We start from the raw sequence: 21,374 nt of genomic DNA on the forward strand, positions 1-21,374 counted from the left end.
TTTTAAGAAAACCCTTAAATTTAGACAGGTGAACAATGGATAAATTAGGTCAAGAATGGGTATCAGCCGCTGTCGATGGAGAGACAGATGTGCAGACGATGGCAGAACTTGCTGCCGATACGCATTCACATAATAAGTGGCGTAACTATCATTTGATAGGTGATGCTATGCGGGGGGAATTACCCCAGACTATGGCATTCGACCTTAGTGCAAGTATTGCTGCAGCAATTGATCTTGAGCCTGCCATTGTCTCGCCTCAAGTCACAGCACCTGAAGTCACAACGGTTCCGCAGCAAGTGGCTGTAAATGAAGGCCAAAGCCGTGTTGTGCCGCTATTTAAGCAGTTTGGTCAGTATGCGATTGCAGCAACCGTGGCAATGTTTGCCATTGTCGGTGTGCAAAACTTCAATCAAACGGCCGATGATGCAACGTCGCCATCGCCTGTGCTCATCACTCGTCCTTTAGTCGGTAGTGCTTCCCCTGTAAGCTTACAGACGGGGCCTGTGCAACAAAATCAGAGCTACACCAATGATCAAATGAATGAGCAACGTCGTAGAATTAACACGTATATTCAGGATCATATGTTACAACAACGATTGAATACGGGGGCCGTTGTAGAAGACAATAGCGAGGTTATTCCCGTTCCTGTCAATCAGTAGTAAGGAGTTAGCTTGCGTCTAATCCTGTTGGCTTTATTGGCCTTGGTATTTCCTGCGGTGGCGCAGGAAGATATGCCTGCTAAAGTCTGGCTTGAGAAAATGAGCCAGGCTTTAAAAGAGAAAGAGTTCAAAGCATCGATTATACAACTTCAGGCCGATCATATTCGGCCTTTGGTTTATCTTCACGGTAAAGTAAATAATCAAGAAGTCGCGTTTCTTGAATACCTCAATGGCCCACCTAAAAACGCGGTGCGTGTAGGCAATCGAGTGACCTTTATTGAGCATGACCAACCCGCCTACAGTATCCTCTCTAATCATATTCAGGGTGTATGGCCAGCAGCTTTTTCATCCCAAATGAGTGATTTGGAAGTCGGCTATCAATTTGTGATGGGAGGCCGCACTCGTATTGCGGGGCGCCCTGGGCAAATGATTCGTTTATTGCCTAATGACGAATACCGATATGGATTCCAAATTTGGCTGGATATGGACACTTACCTGCCGCTCAGATATGACATGTTGACTCAAGATAAGCAATTGCTTGAACAACTAATGGTGATTGAATTAATTGAATTTAGCGAGCCGCCATCGATTTTACAGGAGGCTTACAAGCAAGAATGGCCCGCGGTTATCGATCAGGCTGAACGTCAAGATGGACAAAATTGGCAGTTTTCTTGGCTACCCGCAGGCTTTAGTGTGGTGGTGCGTGATCACCATCGTTTGATTGGCAGCCATGAGGCGGTTGAATATATTGCCTTAACCGACGGTTTAGCCAATATTTCTATCTATGTTGCTCGGGCTGGGTCAACGCCATTGCCTGAAGAGTTAATTACGCGCAATGGTCTGTCCTTGGTGGCTGAAAAAGTCGGTAATGCCGAAGTGGTGGCTGTGGGTAAAGTGCCAACAGAGACCTTAGCCCGTATCGCAAAAAGTTTGATGTTAAAATAGGGCATTTCATCATGATGGAAGAAGTGGCGAGGGTAGTCGCTTGCGATAATCAAGGTTGGCTCACCGTTGAGGTTGAACTTAAAAGCACCTGCAAGAGTTGCAATAGCAGTGAATCTTGCGGCACTTCTGCAGTTGCTCAAGCTTTTTCTTCAAAAACTCAACAATTCTCCATTCAAAGTGAACGTACCTGCGAGGTTGGTGAACTGCTGAAACTGGGGCTACCTGAGAGTGTGATCCTCAAAGCGGCGGCGTTGGTTTATTTGATGCCCCTGCTTGGCTTATTTTTGGGCGCCTTATCAGGGCAGTTTTTTGCAGGTCTATTTCAAATCAATGCTGATCTCAGTGCGATAGGGTTCGCAGCTTTAGGTGCTATCACTGCGTGGTTGATTGGAAAACGTAAGGCAAAACAGCTTGAAGTAGATTCGCAACCTGTCATTTTGGCTTATTTAGGTGCAGGGATCAGTTTAGAGAAATTACCCGTTTAATTTCATCTTGTTATCTACTTCATCTAAACAGTAAACTCTCTTGGCCGGCTGCATTTTTCGACATAAAGAGAACTATGAGTGAATCTGATTGGTATTGAATCCGCAATCAGGTACAATTTCCCACCTTTGAACCGTATCCATTTTTCAGTATTAGTCATAGCAGCATAATGAAACACATTAGAAACTTCTCAATTATTGCCCATATCGACCATGGTAAATCGACGCTGTCAGATCGTCTTATTCAGGTTTGTGGCGGTTTAAGCGACCGTGAAATGGATGCCCAAGTTCTTGATTCTATGGATCTAGAGCGTGAACGCGGTATTACCATTAAGGCGCAGAGCGTTACGTTGGAATATAAAGCCAAAAATGGCGAAATATACCAACTCAACTTTATTGATACCCCAGGTCACGTTGACTTTTCCTATGAAGTATCTCGTTCATTAGCGGCCTGTGAGGGCGCGCTGCTCGTGGTTGATGCTGGCCAAGGCGTTGAAGCTCAGACGCTGGCAAACTGTTACACCGCGCTGGATATGAATCTAGACGTCGTGCCCATTCTGAACAAAATCGACTTACCTCAGGCTGATCCTGAGCGCGTTGCCGCCGAGATCGAAGACATCGTTGGTATCGATGCGATGAACGCTGTGCGTTGTTCTGCAAAAACCGGTGTGGGTATTGATGATGTATTAGAAGTCATCGTCGAGCAAATTCCGCCGCCAGAAGGCAACCCGGATGCGCCGCTACAAGCCCTTATTATTGACTCTTGGTTTGACAGTTACTTAGGCGTTGTTTCTTTAGTGCGTATTAAACACGGCGTGCTGAAGAAAGGCGATAAGTTCAAGGTGATGTCTACTGGACAAAACCACACTGCGGATCGTGTCGGTATTTTCACGCCAAAACAAACCGATAAAACCGAGCTGAAAACCGGTGAAGTTGGTTTTGTTATCGCAGGGATTAAAGAAATTCACGGTGCGCCCGTCGGTGATACTTTAACACTGGCTAAAAATGGTGCCGATAAGCCATTACCTGGCTTTAAAAAAGTGAAGCCACAGGTTTATGCCGGTGTGTTCCCGATTTCTACCGATGAATATGAAAACTTCCGTGATGCACTGAACAAACTCAGCCTGAACGATGCCTCATTGTTCTTTGAACCTGAAAGTTCATCTGCGTTAGGCTTTGGTTTCCGTATTGGCTATTTAGGCCTGCTCCACATGGAAATCATTCAAGAACGGTTAGAGCGCGAATATGATCTTGACCTGATCACCACCGCACCCACAGTAGTCTATGAAGTGCTAATGACTAGTGGTGAAACCATCTATGTTGATAACCCAGCAGATTTACCTGCAATTAACAACATCGAAGAAATGCGTGAGCCGATTGTTGAAGCCAACATTTTAGTACCCAAAGAATACTTAGGTAACGTGATTACCCTGTGTATCGAAAAACGCGGAACTCAAGTGAACATGGTTTACCACGGTAACCAAGTGGCCGTGACATACCATCTGCCAATGGCGGAAGTGGTAATGGACTTCTTTGACCGCTTAAAATCAACTAGCCGTGGTTATGCGTCATTAGAATACAACTTTATCCGCTTCGATCCTGCGGACATGGTGCGTTTAGATATTCTGATCAACGGCGACCGTGTGGATGCGCTGGCGATGATTATTCACCGTTCGAATATTCGTCACCGTGGTTTAGCGCTGGTTGAGAAGATGAAAGAGCTTATTCCGCGGCAGATGTTTGATATCGCGATTCAAGCTGCTGTCGGTAGCCAAATTATTGCCCGTTCTACCGTAAAAGCGTTACGTAAAGACGTAACGGCTAAGTGTTATGGTGGTGACGTTTCTCGTAAGAAGAAACTCTTAAATAAACAAAAAGAGGGTAAGAAACGGATGAAACAAGTCGGTAACGTTGAGGTGCCACAGGAGGCATTCTTAGCGGTACTTAAGCTAAACGAGTAACACTCGATAAATACCATTTAGCTACTATTGCGCCGCAGTTTGCGGCGCTTTATTTAGCTTATCGTATGTTTTGTGGTGTTTTTTAAGAAATACGGTAAGTTAACTAAAGTTCGCGTGTCGAAACACAATATTCGCTAAGTTTGGATCTTTACATTTCAAGGCAGGAGTTCAATAAGCAATGGCAGCCTATTTTTCCATTATTTTAGTGCTAGTCACCCTGATTTCAGGGCTGATCTGGTTAGTCGATGTGCTGGTATTTGCGCCTAAACGCGCTGCCCGTCTGCTTTTGGCTAAGGAGTCAAACGCGAGTTTAACCGAGGAAGCAGAGTATAGCATCATGCGTGAGTCGACCATTGTCGAAACTGCGCACTCCATCTTTCCTGTGATTGCCTTTGTGCTCATCCTGCGTTCGTTTATTTATGAACCATTCCAAATCCCATCAGGTTCTATGATGCCAACCCTGTTAGTGGGCGATTTTATTTTGGTGGAAAAGTTTAGTTATGGTCTAAAAGATCCCGTTTGGCGCACAAAACTGATTGAAACGGGCGAGCCAAAACGGGGTGATGTGATTGTCTTTAAATACCCTGAGAATCCTCAGATTGACTATATCAAGCGTGTGGTGGGCTTACCGGGTGATAGGATTATCTACCGCAACAAGCAGTTAATGATCCAGAAAGCCTGTGGCGTAGAGCAAACCCAGTGCCCAGAGCCAGAACTCGTGGCGCGCACTGAAGTGAGTCGTGGTGATTTCAGCCAAGATGGTGTGCCTTTACTCCGCTATAAAGAACAGCTCGGTGAAGTGGCTCACGATATTTTAATCAACCCAAGTCGTCCGGATATGCTGGGTTACTTCAAGCGTGATGGCGATTTACCCGCGGGTGAATTCCTTGTTCCTGAAGGCCATTACTTTGCAATGGGCGACAACCGTGATAACAGTACTGACAGCCGTTTCTGGGGGGTTGTGCCTGAAGAAAATCTTGTCGGTAAAGCGGTTGCTATCTGGATCAGTTTTGAGTTTGACCGTACTAAAGCCGACTTTCTCCCTACTTGGCTACCGAGCGGTATCCGTTTTGAACGTGTTGGTGGAATTCACTAGTATGGAACCGATTAAAAATTTGCCTCGTCTGTGTCGTACGTTGGGGTATGAGTTCAAGAATCTTGACCTTCTAACCCAAGCGTTGACCCATAGAAGTGCGGCAAATAAGCACAATGAACGTTTAGAGTTTTTAGGCGATTCAATTTTATCGATTGTGATTTCAGACGCCTTATATCATCAGTTTCCTAAGGCGACTGAGGGTGATTTGAGCCGGATGCGCGCCACCTTAGTACGCGGTGATACGCTCACCTTGATTGCTCAAGCATTTAAGCTCGGGGATTATTTATTTTTAGGCCCTGGCGAGTTAAAGAGTGGTGGTTTTAGGCGCGAGTCGATTCTGGCCGATGCGGTCGAGGCGATTATCGGGGCAATTTACTTAGATTCCGACCTCGAAGTGTGCCGTCAGTTGTTGCTTAATTGGTACGCCGAGCGTTTGGCTGAGATCCAACCCGGTATTAATCAAAAAGACGCTAAAACCTTACTGCAAGAATATTTACAAGGGTTAAAGAAGCCGCTACCCGATTACCAAGTAATCAATATAGAAGGCGATGCCCACGATCAAACATTCACTGTTGAATGTCGTATAGATGACTTGAGCCAAAGCGTGATAGGTGTAGCGAGTTCGCGCCGCAAAGCCGAGCAAATTGCCGCCGCTCAAGTATTGGAGTTACTGAAGAAATGACCAAAAAAACAGACTTGCCAGCAGTCGATGCCGCCAATGCGAGCAATGAGCCGAGCTTAGATGAATTACTGGCAAGGATGAATGCTGCGAGCGCTGCGGCGCCGTCAGTGCACTATGATGTAACCTACTGTGGCATGGTGGCCATTATTGGGCGCCCAAACGTAGGTAAATCGACATTGCTTAACCGTTTGCTCGGGCAAAAGATCAGTATTACCTCGAAAAAGCCGCAAACGACTCGTCATCGCATCATGGGCATTCATACCGATGGCCCACGTCAGATCGTGTTTATCGATACACCGGGCCTACATATCGAAGAGCAGCGTGCGATTAACCGTTTAATGAACCGTGCCGCGGCAAGCTCTTTAGCCGATGTGTCTATGGTAATTTTTGTGGTCGATGGTATGACTTGGACCGCCGATGATGAGATGGTGTTAAGCAAATTACGCCGCGGCGGTGAAGAGCGTAAAACCGTTTTAGCCATCAATAAAGTTGATAATATCAAAGATAAAGAAGCGCTTTTCCCTTATTTGGAAGACGTCGCTAAGAAGTATCCTTTCGATGAAATCCTGCCGATTTCAGCCAGTAAGGGCACCAATGTTAAGCGGATTTTAGAGTTGGCGGCGCAGTCTTTACCTGAAAATCCTTTCTTCTTTCCTGAAGACTATGTCACCGACCGTTCACAGCGTTTTATGGCCTCTGAAATCGTGCGTGAGAAACTGATGCGCTTTTTAGGCGATGAATTGCCTTACGATGCCACGGTTGAAATCGAGCAATTTAAGATGATGGAAAATGGCGTTTACCAAATTAACGCCCTGATCCTCGTTGAGCGCGAAGGTCAAAAGCGGATGGTGATTGGTAGCAAAGGTGAGCGTATTCGTACCATTGCGACTCAAGCCCGCCTCGATATGGAAACCTTGTTTGATAACAAGGTGTTCCTCGAAGTGTGGGTTAAGGTCAAATCCGGTTGGGCCGATGATGAACGTGCCCTGCGAAGCCTAGGTTATGGTGACGATTAATCGTCACTCATAGAGCGATAGGCCAAGCCTCATCATGAACGAGCGCGTAGAACGATGAAACGGGGTTATGTTTTACACCATCGCCCCTATCGGGAGTCTAGCGCGCTGGTCAATCTCTTGGTCGACGGTATTGGGCGTGTCGATGCCGTCGCGCGAGTAGGGAGCGGTAAACGCTCCATCAAAAGTATCCTCCAACCCTTTCAGCCGCTGATTTTTGAATTTAGCGGTAAATCTGAACTCAAGAACATCAGCCAAATTGAAGCGGCGGCTCCAGCCGTGCCTTTATCGGGTTATAGCCTGTATGCGGGCATGTATATTAATGAGTTGCTGATGCGCACCTTGTCAGTTCAGCATAATGCTGAGGCGTTATTCTTTATCTATCATCAAGCTTTAGTGGGGTTAGCGGCACAGTTTTGCGAGTCGAAACTGCGTTATCTTGAATTAGCATTGCTGCGTGAATTAGGTGCTATGCCATCCCTTATCCGTGATACTCAAGGCGAACCGCTGATCCCTGAGCATTGCTATCAACTCGTGCCAGAACTTGGCTTTCAATTTGTGCTAAACAGCCGAGCAAAGCACACCTATCAAGGGGCGATGTTAACCGCACTTAACGATAATCAATTGTTGCAAGAGCAGTTTTTAGAGGCCAAACGATTGATGCGTTCGATGTTGCAACCTCTGCTCGGTAATAAGCCACTGGTGAGTCGACAATTGTTTATTCAGGCAGCAGCTTCAAAGGTAGATGGGAATAATTAGTCTTAGCTCCTGTTTTTTAGTGTCTGCCCCAGTACAATAGGGCGCGATATCATTTTAGCCTTACCAAAAATAAAGGAGTTCCCGATGAGCCGTATCTTATTGGGTGTAAATATCGATCATATTGCGACCCTACGTCAGGCTCGCGGAACCAGTTATCCTGATCCTGTCCACGCTGCGGCCGTTGCCGAACATGCAGGCGCTGACGGTATCACCATTCATTTGCGGGAAGATAGACGTCATATCATTGACCGCGATGTGTATTTGTTGGCAAAAACCTTAAAAACGCGGATGAACTTCGAGTGTGCAGTGACTGAAGAAATGCTCAATATCGCCTGCGAAGTGAAACCCACTTACGTTTGCTTAGTGCCTGAAAAGCGCCAAGAAGTGACCACAGAAGGCGGCTTAGATGTGGCTGGTCAATTAGATAAAATCACTGCCGCTGTTAGCCGTTTAGCTGCCAATGGTATTCAAGTCTCACTGTTTATCGATGCAGATAAAACCCAAATCGATGCAGCGGTTGCTTCTGGTGCCCCTCTTATCGAAATCCATACGGGTTGCTATGCCGATGCCAAAACGGCAGATGAAGAAGCTAAAGAGCTTGAGCGTATTCGTGAAATGGCAAAATATGCCCACGGCAAGGGACTGATTGTTAACGCTGGTCATGGACTGCATTATCACAATGTGAAGCCGATTGCGGCTATCCCTGAGCTGTATGAACTCAATATTGGCCATGCCATTGTGGCCCGCGCCGCGATTGATGGCCTTGCAACAGCGGTGAAAGATATGAAGACGCTGATGTTAGAAGGTCGTCGGGGCGAATAATGGCGATCGTGGGACTGGGCACAGACATTGTTGAAATCGAGCGTATATCGGCTCATGTGGCCCGTTCTGGCGATAAGTTAGCCAAACGCGTGTTGACAGAGGCTGAGTTTGAAATCTATCAACAACATAGCCAACCCAGTCGCTATTTGGCCAAACGCTTTGCTGCAAAAGAGGCCGCAGCAAAAGCGTTAGGTACGGGCATTGGCCGTGGGGTGTCATTTCAGCATATTCATATTGGAAACACGCCAGATGGCGCGCCGACTATCGATTTTACTGAAGGCGCGCAGCAGCGCTTGACTTTGCTCAATGGTGTCGTTGGGCACATTTCAATTGCGGATGAAAAATCCTATGCTATCGCGACGGTGATCCTCGAGTCGCGCTAATAGTTTATCTTTGATGATGAAGGGAGCGTAACGCTCCCTTTTTGCTGTCTTGCGTTCGATTGCAATATTTTCATTACTTTTGCTGTTCAGTCGACTTTTTTTGGGCTAGTTTATGCGCTAAGCGTCATGTTTGGCGCAAATTTGCAGGGACTGAGTAAAAGGAGCCCAAGATGAAATCCGCCGTAGAGCAGTTATCAACCTATAAAAGTGTGCATTTAAATCCGCGCAATATTCAAACTCATTTCATTGGTATTCCATTGATTATTTGGTCGGCATTTTTATTGTTTGCGACGATCCGAATTCCCCTTGGCGATGCTGATAATGTTAACCTTGGCATGATATTAGCCATTGGCATAATGCTTTATTATCTGCGATTGCATGCTAAGTTGGCGTTGGGGCTTGCACTCTTTTTAGCGCCCGTCATCTATACCACTGAGCTAGTTGCTCATTCCGAAAATGCTTTTGGGTTGGCGATAACCGTATTTATTGTGGGGTGGATTTTTCAGCTGATTGGCCATCGATACGAGAAGGCGAAGCCCGCCTTTGTGGATGATTTAAATCAACTGTTAATTGGTCCCTTTTTCTTAATGGCTGAAGTGTATTTTATGTTGGGATTAGAGAAGCAGCTCAATGCTGAAATTACGCCCATCGCGATTGAAAAGCGCCGCGCGCTCGAAGCGCATTTAAAAACTAAATAACCTCTTGGGGGAGAGGATATCGGTTGAATGCCATTGGGGTTCAGCCGATTTTTTATATGTAGGAAAGTTAGTGTGGTGATTGATAATGCTGCGGGATAATGCGCACGGTTTTGACCATATTATCTGCTACTTCAATTACCTCGAGTGGGTAACCAGCAAGGCGTAGGCTGGTATTTTCGGACGGGATATCCTCTAAATATTCCAGAATGAGGCCGTTAAGGGTTTTAGGGCCATCCGTTGGAAAATCCCATTTCATCTCTTTATTCAAATCACGGATGGTTATACTGGCATTCACTAAATAGCTGCCATCTTGCTGGACATTGATATCTTCACTTGGCGTTGCCAACATCGAGGTGGTGAAGTCGCCAACAATCTCTTCAAGAATGTCCTCGAGCGTGACGAGCCCTTGAATATCACCGTATTCGTCAACCACGAGGCCAATGCGCTCTTTGTTGTGCTGGAAATTGGCTAATTGCACATTCAGCGGCGTACCTTCTGGAATAAAGTAGAGTTCTTTGACGGCGCGCAGCAATGAAGATTTACTGAACTGCTCTTTTGATTGCAGGCGCAAGGCATCCCGCAAATGAATAAAGCCAACGGCATCGTCAATGGTATCGCGGTAAACCAGTACGCGAGTGTGCGGACTTTGGATTACTTGGCGATTGATAAATTTAAAGTCATCGTTGACGTTAATCGCGTAGATATCTGAACGTGGCACCATGATATCTTCCACGGTGACTTTTTCTAAGTCTAAGATCGATAGCAACATTTCTTGGTGGCGCTGGGGGATCAAGGCACCAGCTTCATGAACGACTGTGCGAAGTTCTTCCTTGCTTAACGCATCACTGCTACTGATAGATTTTATGCCAACTAAACGCAGTATTCCCGTGGTGATGAAATTGACGCTGGTGACGACATAGGCAAAAATTTTTGATAGCGCAATAAGCAAATAGCTTGATGGAAAAGCGATACGTTCTGGATTTAATGCAGCAATGGTTTTAGGCGTGACCTCGCCAAAGACGAGCACGACTAATGTAAGCACACCTGATGCAATGGCGACGCCTAAATCGCCCCAAAGGCGCATACCGATAATCGTGGCGATGGACGCGGCGAGGATATTGACCAGGTTATTGCCAATCAAAATCAAGCCAATTAAGCGGTCTGGGCGTTCTAACAATTTAAGGGCTCGAATGGCACCTTTATGGCCGTTTGAGGCGAGATGCCTTAATCGATAGCGATTAAGGGTCATCATGGCGGTTTCAGAACCTGAAAAGTAGGCAGAAAAAAGGATAAGCACCAGTAAGAAGATGAGGAGTGCGCTTGTCGATATAGCGTCCAAAAATAGGCTCCAACTAGGCCAAAGTGTTTAAGTTGATACCGAGAAATAAACGGAGTGTCAAGCCAGCTTAGAGATTAACCCCCTAAGCTGACTTGAAATTATTAACTAAGAATTAACTCTTTGACAATGCGAGCACCAAAATAAGCTAAGGATAACAAGGTTGCGCCCGTTAAGGTGTAAATGACTGCGGTACGGATTTTACAGCCAACCCAATATTGCTGCCATAGCATAGCGATATACACAAACCAAGCGATGATCGACAAAATTGCCTTATGGCCTTTGCCATCGGCAAACATATCATCGAGGAAGATAAAGCCAGTGGCGAGGGATAAACTCAGTAAAATGACCCCAATAATCACCAAATGATACAGCTGCTTTTCCACTGTCATCAGCGGCGGAATGCTAGGGCTTAACATCAATTGTTTCTTTTTGAGCTTGTTTTGGATCATCGCTAATTGGATAGCGTATAGTGCGGCGATCATTAATGCACTGTAAGCCATAAGTGATAGCACAACGTGGGCTAAGACTTCAGGATACAGCTCAAAATGGATGATAAATTTAGGCGGGAGTAACCATAGCAATGCCACCGATAACACCGAGCAGGCATAAACCACGGGCACAACCACTATCACCTTCAACCTAAACATCATCACAGTAAAGGTAAAGGCGATGATCCAGTTCACTAAGGATATCACGTTGGTCAGGCTAAAATTTTGTCCATCAGTCGTAAATATCGCCTGTGAGAGGGCGGCAGCGTGCAGAACCACCGCAATCGCTGCGATACCTGCAACGGCTTTACGATTAGGACCTTGAGGATGGAAGAGCCGGCTTGTCACTAATACCAATGCAATGCAATAAAAAAACATGGCTGAGGCAGAAAAAATGACCATGGGTAATTAACCTATTCGTGTTGTTAAAGGTGCCTTTATCCCCAAGCGACCTAAAGCGCGTATCTTCATGTTGTTTGGGTTTTAACTTGGCATACAGATCAATATTTTGCCTAGAATAGCATGAGCCATCGGCAAATGGGCAGTGACATAAGTTGCAAAATTTAGCAGATTCTTATTGTTAGGCGTAAATAGTCACAGTCAAATCGCAAAATATGCGTAAAAGCAGATTAAATGCTTAAGTTAACGCAACTGGGGCGTAGCAGTAGCATAATGCGCCCGCATGGTTATAATACTGCCCATTAATCGAGATCCTTAAAGGTATAGAGCAGGACGATGTTTGAGAATCTAACCGACAGACTGTCACGCACGCTGAAAAACATCAGCGGCCGTGGTCGCTTAACCGAAGAAAACGTTAAGGAAACCCTGCGCGAAGTGCGTATGGCGCTGCTGGAGGCCGATGTTGCCCTGCCTGTGGTGCGTGAATTCGTTAACAATGTAAAAGAACGTGCCGTTGGCCAAGAAGTGGCGAAAAGCTTAAGCCCTGGCCAAGCCTTTATTAAGATTGTTCAAAGTGAACTTGAAAAATCCATGGGCGAGGCGAACCAAGCCTTGGATTTAGCTACTCAGCCACCTGCAGTGGTGATGATGGCTGGCTTACAAGGTGCGGGTAAAACCACCAGTGTTGCCAAATTGGGTAAACTACTGCGTACGCGCCACAAAAAATCGGTGTTAGTGGTCAGTGCCGACGTATATCGTCCTGCGGCTATCAAACAGCTTGAAACCTTAGCGACCGAAGTTGATGTGGAATTCTTCCCATCCGATGTCAGCCAAAAGCCCATTGATATCGCTAAGGCTGCAATTGCTCACGCTAAACTCAAATTTATCGATGTGGTGATCCTCGATACCGCGGGTCGTTTGCACGTCGATGAAGCCATGATGGATGAAATCAAGGCCTTGCACGCGGCGCTCAAGCCTATCGAAACCTTGTTCGTGGTTGATGCTATGACAGGTCAAGATGCGGCGAACACGGCTAAGGCATTTAATGAAGCCTTACCATTGACGGGGGTGATTTTAACTAAGGTTGATGGTGATGCCCGCGGCGGTGCTGCACTATCGATTCGCCACATTACAGGCAAGCCAATTAAATTCCTCGGTGTGGGTGAAAAGACCGATGCCTTAGAACCTTTCCATCCTGACCGTATCGCCTCACGCATATTGGGTATGGGTGACGTGCTCTCACTTATTGAAGAAGTGGAGCGCGGTGTCGATAAAGAAAAGGCGATGAAGCTCGCTTCCAAAGTGAAGCAGGGCGGCAGTTTCGATCTCGAAGACTTCCGTGAACAGCTGCAACAAATGAAAAACATGGGCGGCATGATGAGCATGATTGAAAAGCTGCCCGGTGTTGGCCAGTTGCCTCCGGATGCCCTAGCGCAAATACAAGATGGCAAAATGACTCGGCAAATGGAGGCGATCATCAACTCGATGACAGCCAAAGAGCGTAAAAACCCAGATTTAATCAAGGGGTCACGTAAGCGCCGTATTGCTGCTGGTTCGGGGACTGAGATTCAAGATGTAAATCGTTTATTGAAACAATTTACCCAAATGCAAAAAATGATGAAGAAGATGTCGGCTAAGGGCGGCATGCAAAAGATGATGCGTGGAATGCGCGGCATGATGCCTGGTGGAATGAAATTTCCCGGGCGCTAATAGCAACGATTTTTATCAAAGTTGATGTCTTATCAGTTGGTTGATTCTATTTGGAACTTTGGGTGCAATCCTTGGTCAGGTTTAATAATCACCAGATTGGGTTGCATTAGTTGAAAAGTCAGGTAAAATCTTCCGGCTTTCTATCTGGGACTCTTCGCGAACACGGGGTTCCAGTTTTTATTTTTGCTTCAAGCAAATCATTAGAGGATTGAAAACGCATGGTTACCATTCGTTTAGCTCGTGGTGGCGCTAAAAAGCGTCCATTTTACAACATCGTTGTTGCTGACAGCCGTAACGCTCGTGACGGTCGTTTCATTGAGCGTGTTGGTTTCTTCAACCCCTTGGCCCGTGGCCAAGAAGAAACTTTACGTTTAGACCTAGCTCGCGTTGAGCACTGGGTTGCAAACGGCGCTGCGACAACTGATCGCGTAGCAAAATTGATCAAAGACGCTAAAGCAGCTGCTTAATAGCGTTAAGGTATAGATTGATGAGCAGTAACCAACAGCCAGTCGTACTGGGGAAATTAGGCTCCTGTCATGGCATTAAAGGTTGGCTGAAAATCACCGCCTATACCGATTCTGTTGAAGGTATCTTTGACTATTCGCCTTGGCTTATTAAAGAAAATGGCGAATGGCGTGAAGTAAAAGTCATTCAGTGGCGTTACCAAGGCAAGGCCGTTGTTGCTGAGCTTGAAGGTGTCACCACGCGGGAGCGGGCGCAAATGCTCACCAATTGCGAAATTGGTATCCTGCCACAGCAGATGAATGCATTGCCAGAAGACGAGTTCTATTGGCGTGATCTTATCGGTTGTGAAGTGATTAATACTACTGGCTATAACATGGGCATTGTCGATCAAATCGTGGAAACCGGTTCGAACGATGTACTGCTTGTTAAAGCCAACGCTAAAGATAGTTTCGGCAAAGTGGAACGTATGGTTCCCTTTGTCCCAGGACAGTTCATCCTAAAGGTGGATGTCCAAGGTAAACAGATTTTAGTGGATTGGGATCCTGACTTTTAAGTCGAGGTACAACATATGTGGTTAGGGGTTATTACCCTGTTCCCAGAAATGTTTCGTGCCGTAACAGACTTTGGGGTTACGGGTCGTGCCGTGAAAAACGGCCTGCTTGAGTTGCACACGTGGAATCCTCGCGATTTCACCCATGATAGACACAGTACGGTGGATGACAGGCCTTACGGCGGTGGTCCAGGTATGTTGATGATGGTGCAACCCTTACGCGATGCCATTCATGCAGCGAGAGCTGCAGCGGGTGAAGATGCGAAGGTGATTTACTTGTCACCTCAAGGACGCAAGCTGGATCAGCAAGGCGTTACTGAGTTGGCTAAATCATCACGGTTGATTTTGGTGTGTGGTCGGTACGAAGGTATTGATGAGCGCATCATTCAAACGGAAGTGGATGAAGAATGGTCGGTTGGGGATTACGTGCTCTCGGGCGGCGAATTACCCGCGATGACCATGATAGATGCAGTATCAAGGTTGGTTCCTGGCGTGCTAGGAAAACAAGCTTCGGCGGAGCAAGATTCTTTCTCCGACGGTTTACTGGACTGTCCTCATTACACGCGCCCCGAAAGCCTAGATGGACTCGATGTACCCGCAGTGCTGCTAAGTGGCAACCACGAACAAATTAGACTCTGGCGTTTGCAGCAAAGCCTTGGTAGGACTTTACTGAGACGACCAGAATTATTGCAAAATCTAGCTCTGACTGACGAACAATCGACTCTTTTAGCGCAGTTCGTTGAAGCAATGGACAAGAATGCTTAGTCGTAGCTCAGTTAATTCTAGAACGGAGTAAGTTATGAACAACATCATTAAAATGCTCAACGATGAGCAAATGAAACAAGACGTACCTGCGTTTGGTGCTGGTGATACAGTAGTCGTTCAGGTTCGTGTTAAAGAAGGTGATAAAGAGCGTTTACAGGCTTTTGAAGGCGTTGTAATTGCTAAACGTAACCGTGGCCTGCACTCTGCATTCACTGTACGTAAAATCTCTAATGGCGAAGGTGTTGAGCGTGCATTCCAAACGCACAGCCCTCTGATCGCTAGCATTGAAGTTAAGCGTCGTGGCCGCGTTCGTCGCGCCAAACTGTACTACTTACGTGATCGTTCAGGTAAATCTGCACGTATCCGTGAAAAGCTGGCTACTAAGTAATAGTACCCGCTACAGAAAACAAGACGTAGTGTTCGCACAGAAAACCGCCCTCGTGGCGGTTTTTTGTTGCCTAAAGTTTATCTTTTGAGTCATTTAGATCTTGTCTCACGCTAATTGCCGATTTTGTTAAATTCCTCCTTGATCTTCTGGCTATTAATAGGCATATTGGTCGCTCATTGTAATGGTGTATCATTACGGTGTTACATGGTGGCCTTCGGCTATTTATTTTCCCCACAGCCGTTTGAGTTTCTGACTCCTGATATGTGGGGATATGACTTCAGTTTTAGGTGGTAAGCATGCAGCAGGATACAATTAATAACGTCCATATCAGTTCAGAGAATGTTCTTATTACCCCGCAGGAGCTCAAAGCGGCTCTACCACTCTCTGAGCATGCATATCGTTATATCCTCAATGCACGCAAAACTGTGGCGGATATCGTCCATAAGCGCGATAACCGCGTGCTCATCATCACTGGACCTTGTTCGATTCATGATATCGATGCCGCCAAAGAATACGCTTTAAAACTCAAAAAATTACACGATGAACTTAGTGATGAATTTTACATCCTGATGCGGGTGTACTTTGAGAAGCCACGTACCACAGTGGGTTGGAAGGGGATGATTAACGACCCCGATATGGATGGCTCTTTTGATGTGGAAAAGGGCTTAAAGCTGGCCCGTGAGTTGATGATTTGGCTGGCGGAACTTGAGCTGCCTGTTGCAACCGAAGCACTCGACCCTATCAGCCCTCAGTACATTTCTGAGCTAGTGACTTGGTCGGCCATAGGTGCCCGCACCACCGAATCGCAAACCCATAGGGAAATGGCGTCGGGCTTATCTATGCCCGTTGGCTTTAAAAATGGTACAGATGGTAAGCTCGATGTGGCAATCAATGCCCTCAAATCGGCAGCCAGTAGCCACAGATTTATGGGGATCAACCAACAGGGTCAAGTGGCGCTGTTGCAAACCGCGGGCAACCCAGATGGTCATGTGATTTTACGTGGTGGCGTAACACCTAACTACGATGCGGCCAGTGTGGCTGAATGTGAGGCGCAGCTTCATAAGGCCAAACTCAATGCCCGTCTTATTATCGATTGTAGCCATGGCAACTCCTCTAAGGATTACGCAAGGCAAGTCCCTGTGTGTGAAGATGTATTTGCGCAGATCTACAATGGTAACAAGTCCATTATTGGCGTGATGTTAGAGAGCCATTTAAACGAAGGTAATCAAAGTTGTGATAAACCATCAGGCGAACTGGCCTATGGGGTTTCGGTAACAGACTCCTGTATTAATTGGGAAAAAACCGAAAGCGTTTTACGTGCGGGCGCATCGAAGTTATCTTCAGTGTTACCAACTCGTTTCGATTTGCGTAAAGTGGCCAATGCTTAAGAGTCAATGTTAAGTGCCTAACGTTTAAACACCTTCCTTTAGGTGGGTAGTGGACCGAAAAAATGAATGAAAAAACCACATCCGAATTAGAACATCTTCGAGGACTGATCGACGGTGTCGATCAGCAATTGCTGCATTTACTGCGTAAACGCTTAGATTTAGTCGCCCAAGTCGGCACGGTAAAGCACGCTGCAGGATTACCCATTTATGCACCACAGCGTGAAGCGGCAATGCTGGCAAAACGCCGTGAAGAAGCCCAAACCATGGGCATTGCGCCACAATTGATTGAAGATATTTTACGTCGCCTAATGCGTGAATCCTATCTTAATGAAAAGGATGTTGGCTTTAAGCAAGTCAAGAATGATTTAGGTTCGGTAGTTATAGTGGGCGGTAAAGGCCAGCTTGGCGGGCTGTTTCAACAAATGCTGAGACTGTCAGGTTATCAAGTGAAAGTGCTCGATAAAGATGATTGGCAACAAGCGGAATGCTTATTTGCCGATGCTGGATTGGTATTAGTGACAGTGCCTATTGCCATCACCTGCGACATTATCCGTGAAAAGCTAACTCAGTTACCACGGGACTGTATTCTAGCCGATTTAACCTCCATCAAGACGGAACCCATGCAGGCGATGTTGGCCGCTCATAAGGGGCCTGTTGTCGGCTTTCATCCGATGTTTGGTCCAGATGTCGGTAGCTTAGCTAAGCAGGTTGTGGTGGTGTGTCATGGGCGCGAAGCTGATAAATACCAATGGTTACTCGAACAAATTGCCATTTGGGGCGCACGGATTGTCGAAGCTGAGCCTGAATGTCACGATAATGCGATGCAACTGGTGCAGGCGATGCGCCATTTCTCAACCTTTGTCTATGGCTTAAATCTTTGCAAAGAAGAGGCGGATATAGAGACTTTATTGAAATTTAGCTCGCCAATCTACCGCTTAGAGTTAGCGATGGTGGGCCGTTTATTTGCCCAAAGCCCGGAGCTTTACGCTGATATTATTTTTGCTCAGCAGGAGAGCCAGCATGCGATTGGCGATTATCTGGATAACTATCGCGAAGCCTTAGAATTGCTGAAACGGGGCGATAGAGAGGAGTTTATCAATCAGTTCCAAATGGTTGCCAAGTGGTTTGGTGATTTTGCACCGCAGTTTCAGCGCGAAAGTCGCATGATGCTGCAATCGGTAAGTGATATGAAAACGAACTGATAATGAATGATTTAACCATAAAAAATGCCCATCTTTGATGGGCATTTTTTATGGTTTTCAGGCAGGTTTGACAGTGTTGATTAGTGATTGCTTAAAGTGATCTTTCTCTAAGATTTCGTATCCCATAATAGAAAAAACTGTCGCTTATTTAAGGTTTCGGTAGACTAATTTTAAACATGTAAAAATAAAGCATGAATTTAAATTAGGAGTCTATCCATGTTCTGTATTCAGTGTGAGCAAACTATTCGTACTCCAGCCGGCAACGGTTGTAGCTATGCCCAAGGTATGTGTGGCAAATTGGCCGCGACCTCCGATCTGCAAGACTTATTAATCTACATGCTGCAGGGGGTTTCAGTGTATGCGGTAAAAGCGCGCGAGCTAGGTGTTGTGGATACAGAGGTAGATACCTTTGTTCCTAAAGCCTTTTTCTCGACCTTAACCAACGTTAACTTCGATGATGAACGCATTATCGCCTATGCCAAGCAGGCAGCTCAGTACCGTGAAAGTCTAAAAAATGCTTATGAAGCGACTTGTGAACAGAGTGGGAAAACGGCAGAGCAGATGCCGCCAGTCGCGCAGTTAGTGTTAGGTACCAGCAAGCTTGAAATGCTATCTCAAGCGCCTATCTCCTTGCTCAATAAAGATAAAAATAACATTCATGAAGATATTTTAGGACTTCGATTACTCTGTTTATACGGCCTTAAAGGCGCAGCCGCTTATATGGAGCATGCACGTGTACTAGGTAAAACCGATGTGGACATTGCTGCGGATTTCCATCGAATCATGGCGTTTCTCGGTGAACCGAGTGTCGATGCGGATAAATTATTCTCCACTGCGATGGAGATTGGCCAATTAAACTATCGCATTATGGCTTTGCTCGATGCGGGTGAAACCGAAGCCTTTGGTCATCCAGAGCCAACAGTGGTTAATACTAAACCCGTTAAAGGCAAAGCCATTTTAGTTTCTGGCCATGATATGAAGGACTTAGAGCTTATCCTTGAGCAAACGGCGGGCAAAGGTATTAATGTTTATACCCATGGCGAAATGCTGCCTGCGCTTGCGTATCCCGCCTTTAAAAAATACCCCCATTTAGTGGGTAACTACGGCAGTGCATGGCAGAACCAGCAAAAAGAATTTGCCAATTTCCCTGGCGCTGTGGTGATGACATCTAACTGTATTATTGACCCGAATGTGGGCCAATACAGCGACCGGATCTTTACTCGAAGCATTGTGGGTTGGCCTGGTGTTGTCCATGTGACTGGTGATGATTTTTCGGTGGTGATTGAGAAAGCGCTGTCGAACGATGGATTCCACTACGATGAAATTCCACACAATATCACTATTGGTTTTGCTCGCAATGCGCTCATGGCTGCCGCCCCAACGGTAGTTGAAAATGTGAAAAACGGTTCTATCAAACACTTCTTCTTAGTCGGTGGTTGTGACGGTGATAAGTCAGAGCGGAGCTATTTCACCGATTTAGCTAAGTCTGCACCGAAGGATTCCATCATCCTGACCTTAGGTTGTGGTAAGTACAAATTCAACAAGTTGGAGTTTGGCGATATCAATGGTATTCCACGTTTACTCGATATCGGTCAGTGTAATGATGCCTATTCTGCTATCCAGTTAGCGATCGCGTTATCACAAATCTTTGAATGCGATATTAATGAATTACCACTGAACTTAGTGCTTTCATGGTTTGAGCAAAAAGCCATTGTCGTACTGCTGACGTTGTTGTCGCTCGGGGTGAAAAACATCCGTACGGGCCCAACGCCACCGGCGTTTTTAACGGCTAATCTCGCCAAGATTTTGGAAGACAAGTTTGGCTTGCGTAACACCACCACCGTTGAAGCCGATCTGAAAACCATGCTGAACGTGGCTTAGGTCGATTGACGCATGGAGCCACTGCGGCTTTCATTGTAAAGCCGTAGTGTTATAGATACAAAAACTATGAATATCAGTACTATGCAAAATATCATGCCCAATACTGCTTTATCTTCTACGCCCGCAAATCCTGTGGGTTTTAACCAGTTAGTCTGTGTGGAGCGCTGGCACGAAACCGCCGATGTGGTGAGTTTTCGCTTTCAAGCAGGTGAGCCGATGAAGTTTGATTATAAGCCCGGTCAATTTATCACCTTTGTGCTAGAGATCAACGGTGAACAGGCTTGCCGTAGTTATACCTTATCTTCTACACCGTCACGGCCTTACTCCTTAATGGTGACCATTAAGCGGGTCGATGGCGGACTGGTGTCTAATTACTTGATTGATCATTTACAACCTGGGCAAACGGTAAGAGTTCTACCGCCAACGGGGCAGTTTAATCTGTTTGATATTCCTGCGAACAAATACCTGTTCTTGAGCGCTGGCTGTGGGATCACGCCCATGTATTCGATGTCGCGCTATTTAACAGATACCCAAATAAATGCCGACATTGCTGTTGTGCACAGCGCTCGCACTCAGGCCGATATTATTTTTAAAAACACCTTAGAAACAATGGCGGCGCGCCATGCCAGTTTTAAGTTGTGTTATTTGGTGGAGGGCGTGACCACAGATACGGTTTGGCACACAGAGGAAGCATTTCACTATGTTGGCCGTTTAAGTGCTCAAAATTTGCTAAGTTTAGTCCCCGATTTTGCTGAGCGAATCGTGTTTTTATGTGGGCCAGAGCTCTATATGCAGGCGGTCAAAACGATTCTGACCGAGCTTAACTTTGATATGAATAAGCTCTATCACGAGAGTTTTGCCACAGCAGTAAAAGAAGCACAAAGCCACGTCAAGCAGGCCGAAATACAGTCTGAAACTCCAACGACGAGTAGTACTGGCTTTATGCTGTCGATAGGCGATAAAAAGCACTTATTAACTGCCGAACAAACGTTGCTTGATGGCATAGAGGCCGAAGGGCTACCCATTATTGCAGCTTGTCGCTCAGGCGTATGCGGCGCGTGCAAATGTAAAGTTTTGCAAGGGGAGACTGAGTCAACGAGCTATATGACATTGACACCAACTGATATCGAAGCCGGATATGTGTTAGCTTGCTCGACTAGGCTCAAGTCGGATGTGACGCTTTCGTTGATCTAATATTGAGTTATCTTGGGTGGAAATATTTTAGTAGCGTAGTTGCGATTATATCTCTGAGAACGTAAGGTTAAAGGCAAGGGCGGAGTTCGCGCCCAGTCCTATCGT

At 46.1% G+C, this 21,374-nt stretch carries 22 protein-coding genes; 20 read left to right on the forward strand and 2 right to left on the reverse strand.

The annotated features are described in order from the left end of the window. Positions 1 to 35: 35 nt before the first annotated feature. From SO_RS06230 to SO_RS06280, 11 genes are all read left to right on the forward strand, one after another. Positions 36 to 659, forward strand: coding sequence for a sigma-E factor negative regulatory protein RseA (locus SO_RS06230; protein WP_011071552.1), 624 nt, complete (start codon positions 36 to 38; stop codon positions 657 to 659). A gap of 12 nt (positions 660 to 671) precedes the next feature. Beyond that, positions 672 to 1,604 carry a MucB/RseB C-terminal domain-containing protein gene (locus SO_RS06235; RefSeq protein WP_011071553.1) on the forward strand — a complete coding sequence of 311 codons (933 nt, stop codon included), beginning with the start codon at positions 672 to 674 and terminating at the stop codon, positions 1,602 to 1,604. A gap of 11 nt (positions 1,605 to 1,615) precedes the next feature. Beyond that, a complete protein-coding gene (locus tag SO_RS06240; protein ID WP_011071554.1) occupies positions 1,616 to 2,089 on the forward strand; it encodes a SoxR reducing system RseC family protein in 474 nt (157 codons plus the stop codon). A gap of 167 nt (positions 2,090 to 2,256) precedes the next feature. Further along, on the forward strand, positions 2,257 to 4,047 hold the full coding sequence (gene lepA / locus SO_RS06245) for a translation elongation factor 4 (protein WP_011071555.1): 1,791 nt from the start codon (positions 2,257 to 2,259) through the stop codon (positions 4,045 to 4,047). A gap of 178 nt (positions 4,048 to 4,225) precedes the next feature. Beyond that, on the forward strand, positions 4,226 to 5,143 hold the full coding sequence (gene lepB / locus SO_RS06250) for a signal peptidase I (protein WP_011071556.1): 918 nt from the start codon (positions 4,226 to 4,228) through the stop codon (positions 5,141 to 5,143). A 1-nt stretch (position 5,144) separates the two neighbouring features. Then, on the forward strand, positions 5,145 to 5,825 hold the full coding sequence (gene rnc / locus SO_RS06255; protein ID WP_011071557.1) for a ribonuclease III: 681 nt from the start codon (positions 5,145 to 5,147) through the stop codon (positions 5,823 to 5,825). Continuing rightward, a complete protein-coding gene (gene era / locus SO_RS06260; RefSeq protein ID WP_011071558.1) occupies positions 5,822 to 6,841 on the forward strand; it encodes a GTPase Era in 1,020 nt (339 codons plus the stop codon). The genes rnc and era overlap by 4 nt, the downstream gene beginning before the upstream one ends. 54 nt (positions 6,842 to 6,895) lie before the next feature. After that, positions 6,896 to 7,597, forward strand: a complete 702-nt coding sequence (gene recO / locus SO_RS06265) for a DNA repair protein RecO (protein WP_011071559.1) — start codon at positions 6,896 to 6,898, stop codon at positions 7,595 to 7,597. A gap of 84 nt (positions 7,598 to 7,681) precedes the next feature. Further along, positions 7,682 to 8,419, forward strand: a complete 738-nt coding sequence (gene pdxJ / locus SO_RS06270) for a pyridoxine 5'-phosphate synthase (RefSeq protein ID WP_011071560.1) — start codon at positions 7,682 to 7,684, stop codon at positions 8,417 to 8,419. Beyond that, the gene (gene acpS / locus SO_RS06275; protein WP_011071561.1) at positions 8,419 to 8,802 is read left to right on the forward strand and encodes a holo-ACP synthase; all 384 of its coding nucleotides are present in this window, start codon (positions 8,419 to 8,421) and stop codon (positions 8,800 to 8,802) included. The genes pdxJ and acpS overlap by 1 nt, the downstream gene beginning before the upstream one ends. A 170-nt stretch (positions 8,803 to 8,972) precedes the next feature. After that, the gene (locus tag SO_RS06280) at positions 8,973 to 9,500 is read left to right on the forward strand and encodes an Mpo1 family 2-hydroxy fatty acid dioxygenase (RefSeq protein WP_011071562.1); all 528 of its coding nucleotides are present in this window, start codon (positions 8,973 to 8,975) and stop codon (positions 9,498 to 9,500) included. 67 nt (positions 9,501 to 9,567) lie between these two features. On the opposite strand, the gene SO_RS06285 is transcribed toward SO_RS06280, so the two are convergent. Next, positions 9,568 to 10,839, reverse strand: a complete 1,272-nt coding sequence (locus SO_RS06285) for an HlyC/CorC family transporter (RefSeq protein ID WP_011071563.1) — start codon at positions 10,837 to 10,839, stop codon at positions 9,568 to 9,570. Positions 10,840 to 10,940: 101 nt separating this feature from the next. Then, positions 10,941 to 11,729, reverse strand: a complete 789-nt coding sequence (locus tag SO_RS06290) for a cytochrome C assembly family protein (protein WP_011071564.1) — start codon at positions 11,727 to 11,729, stop codon at positions 10,941 to 10,943. A 333-nt stretch (positions 11,730 to 12,062) separates the two neighbouring features. Between SO_RS06290 and ffh the strand changes: the two genes are divergently transcribed. The 9 genes from ffh to SO_RS06335 all read left to right on the forward strand — a co-directional run bounded on the left by ffh (position 12,063) and on the right by SO_RS06335 (position 21,269). Then, complete coding sequence (gene ffh, locus SO_RS06295; protein ID WP_011071565.1) at positions 12,063 to 13,436, forward strand: signal recognition particle protein; 1,374 nt, start codon at positions 12,063 to 12,065, stop codon at positions 13,434 to 13,436. Between the two features lie 218 nt (positions 13,437 to 13,654). Then, positions 13,655 to 13,903, forward strand: coding sequence for a 30S ribosomal protein S16 (gene rpsP, locus SO_RS06300; protein ID WP_011071566.1), 249 nt, complete (start codon positions 13,655 to 13,657; stop codon positions 13,901 to 13,903). Between the two features lie 20 nt (positions 13,904 to 13,923). Next, positions 13,924 to 14,454 carry a ribosome maturation factor RimM gene (rimM, locus tag SO_RS06305; RefSeq protein WP_011071567.1) on the forward strand — a complete coding sequence of 177 codons (531 nt, stop codon included), beginning with the start codon at positions 13,924 to 13,926 and terminating at the stop codon, positions 14,452 to 14,454. Between the two features lie 15 nt (positions 14,455 to 14,469). Beyond that, positions 14,470 to 15,216 (forward strand): tRNA (guanosine(37)-N1)-methyltransferase TrmD, encoded by a 747-nt coding sequence (gene trmD, locus SO_RS06310; RefSeq protein WP_011071568.1) that lies wholly within the window; start codon positions 14,470 to 14,472, stop codon positions 15,214 to 15,216. 34 nt (positions 15,217 to 15,250) lie between these two features. Next, entirely contained in the window at positions 15,251 to 15,604 is a 354-nt protein-coding gene (gene rplS / locus SO_RS06315; RefSeq protein WP_006080791.1) for a 50S ribosomal protein L19, read from the forward strand. 296 nt (positions 15,605 to 15,900) lie between these two features. After that, a complete protein-coding gene (locus tag SO_RS06320; RefSeq protein WP_011071569.1) occupies positions 15,901 to 16,992 on the forward strand; it encodes a 3-deoxy-7-phosphoheptulonate synthase in 1,092 nt (363 codons plus the stop codon). Positions 16,993 to 17,054: 62 nt separating this feature from the next. Continuing rightward, a complete protein-coding gene (gene tyrA / locus SO_RS06325; RefSeq protein WP_011071570.1) occupies positions 17,055 to 18,194 on the forward strand; it encodes a bifunctional chorismate mutase/prephenate dehydrogenase in 1,140 nt (379 codons plus the stop codon). Positions 18,195 to 18,410: 216 nt separating this feature from the next. Beyond that, positions 18,411 to 20,075: a hydroxylamine reductase gene (gene hcp, locus SO_RS06330; protein WP_011071571.1), complete on the forward strand. Its 1,665-nt coding sequence runs from the start codon at positions 18,411 to 18,413 to the stop codon at positions 20,073 to 20,075. 81 nt (positions 20,076 to 20,156) lie between these two features. Next, the gene (locus SO_RS06335; protein ID WP_011071572.1) at positions 20,157 to 21,269 is read left to right on the forward strand and encodes an FAD-binding oxidoreductase; all 1,113 of its coding nucleotides are present in this window, start codon (positions 20,157 to 20,159) and stop codon (positions 21,267 to 21,269) included. Positions 21,270 to 21,374: the final 105 nt, after the last annotated feature.

Source organism: Shewanella oneidensis MR-1 (genome assembly GCF_000146165.2).
GTDB lineage: Bacteria > Pseudomonadota > Gammaproteobacteria > Enterobacterales > Shewanellaceae > Shewanella > Shewanella oneidensis.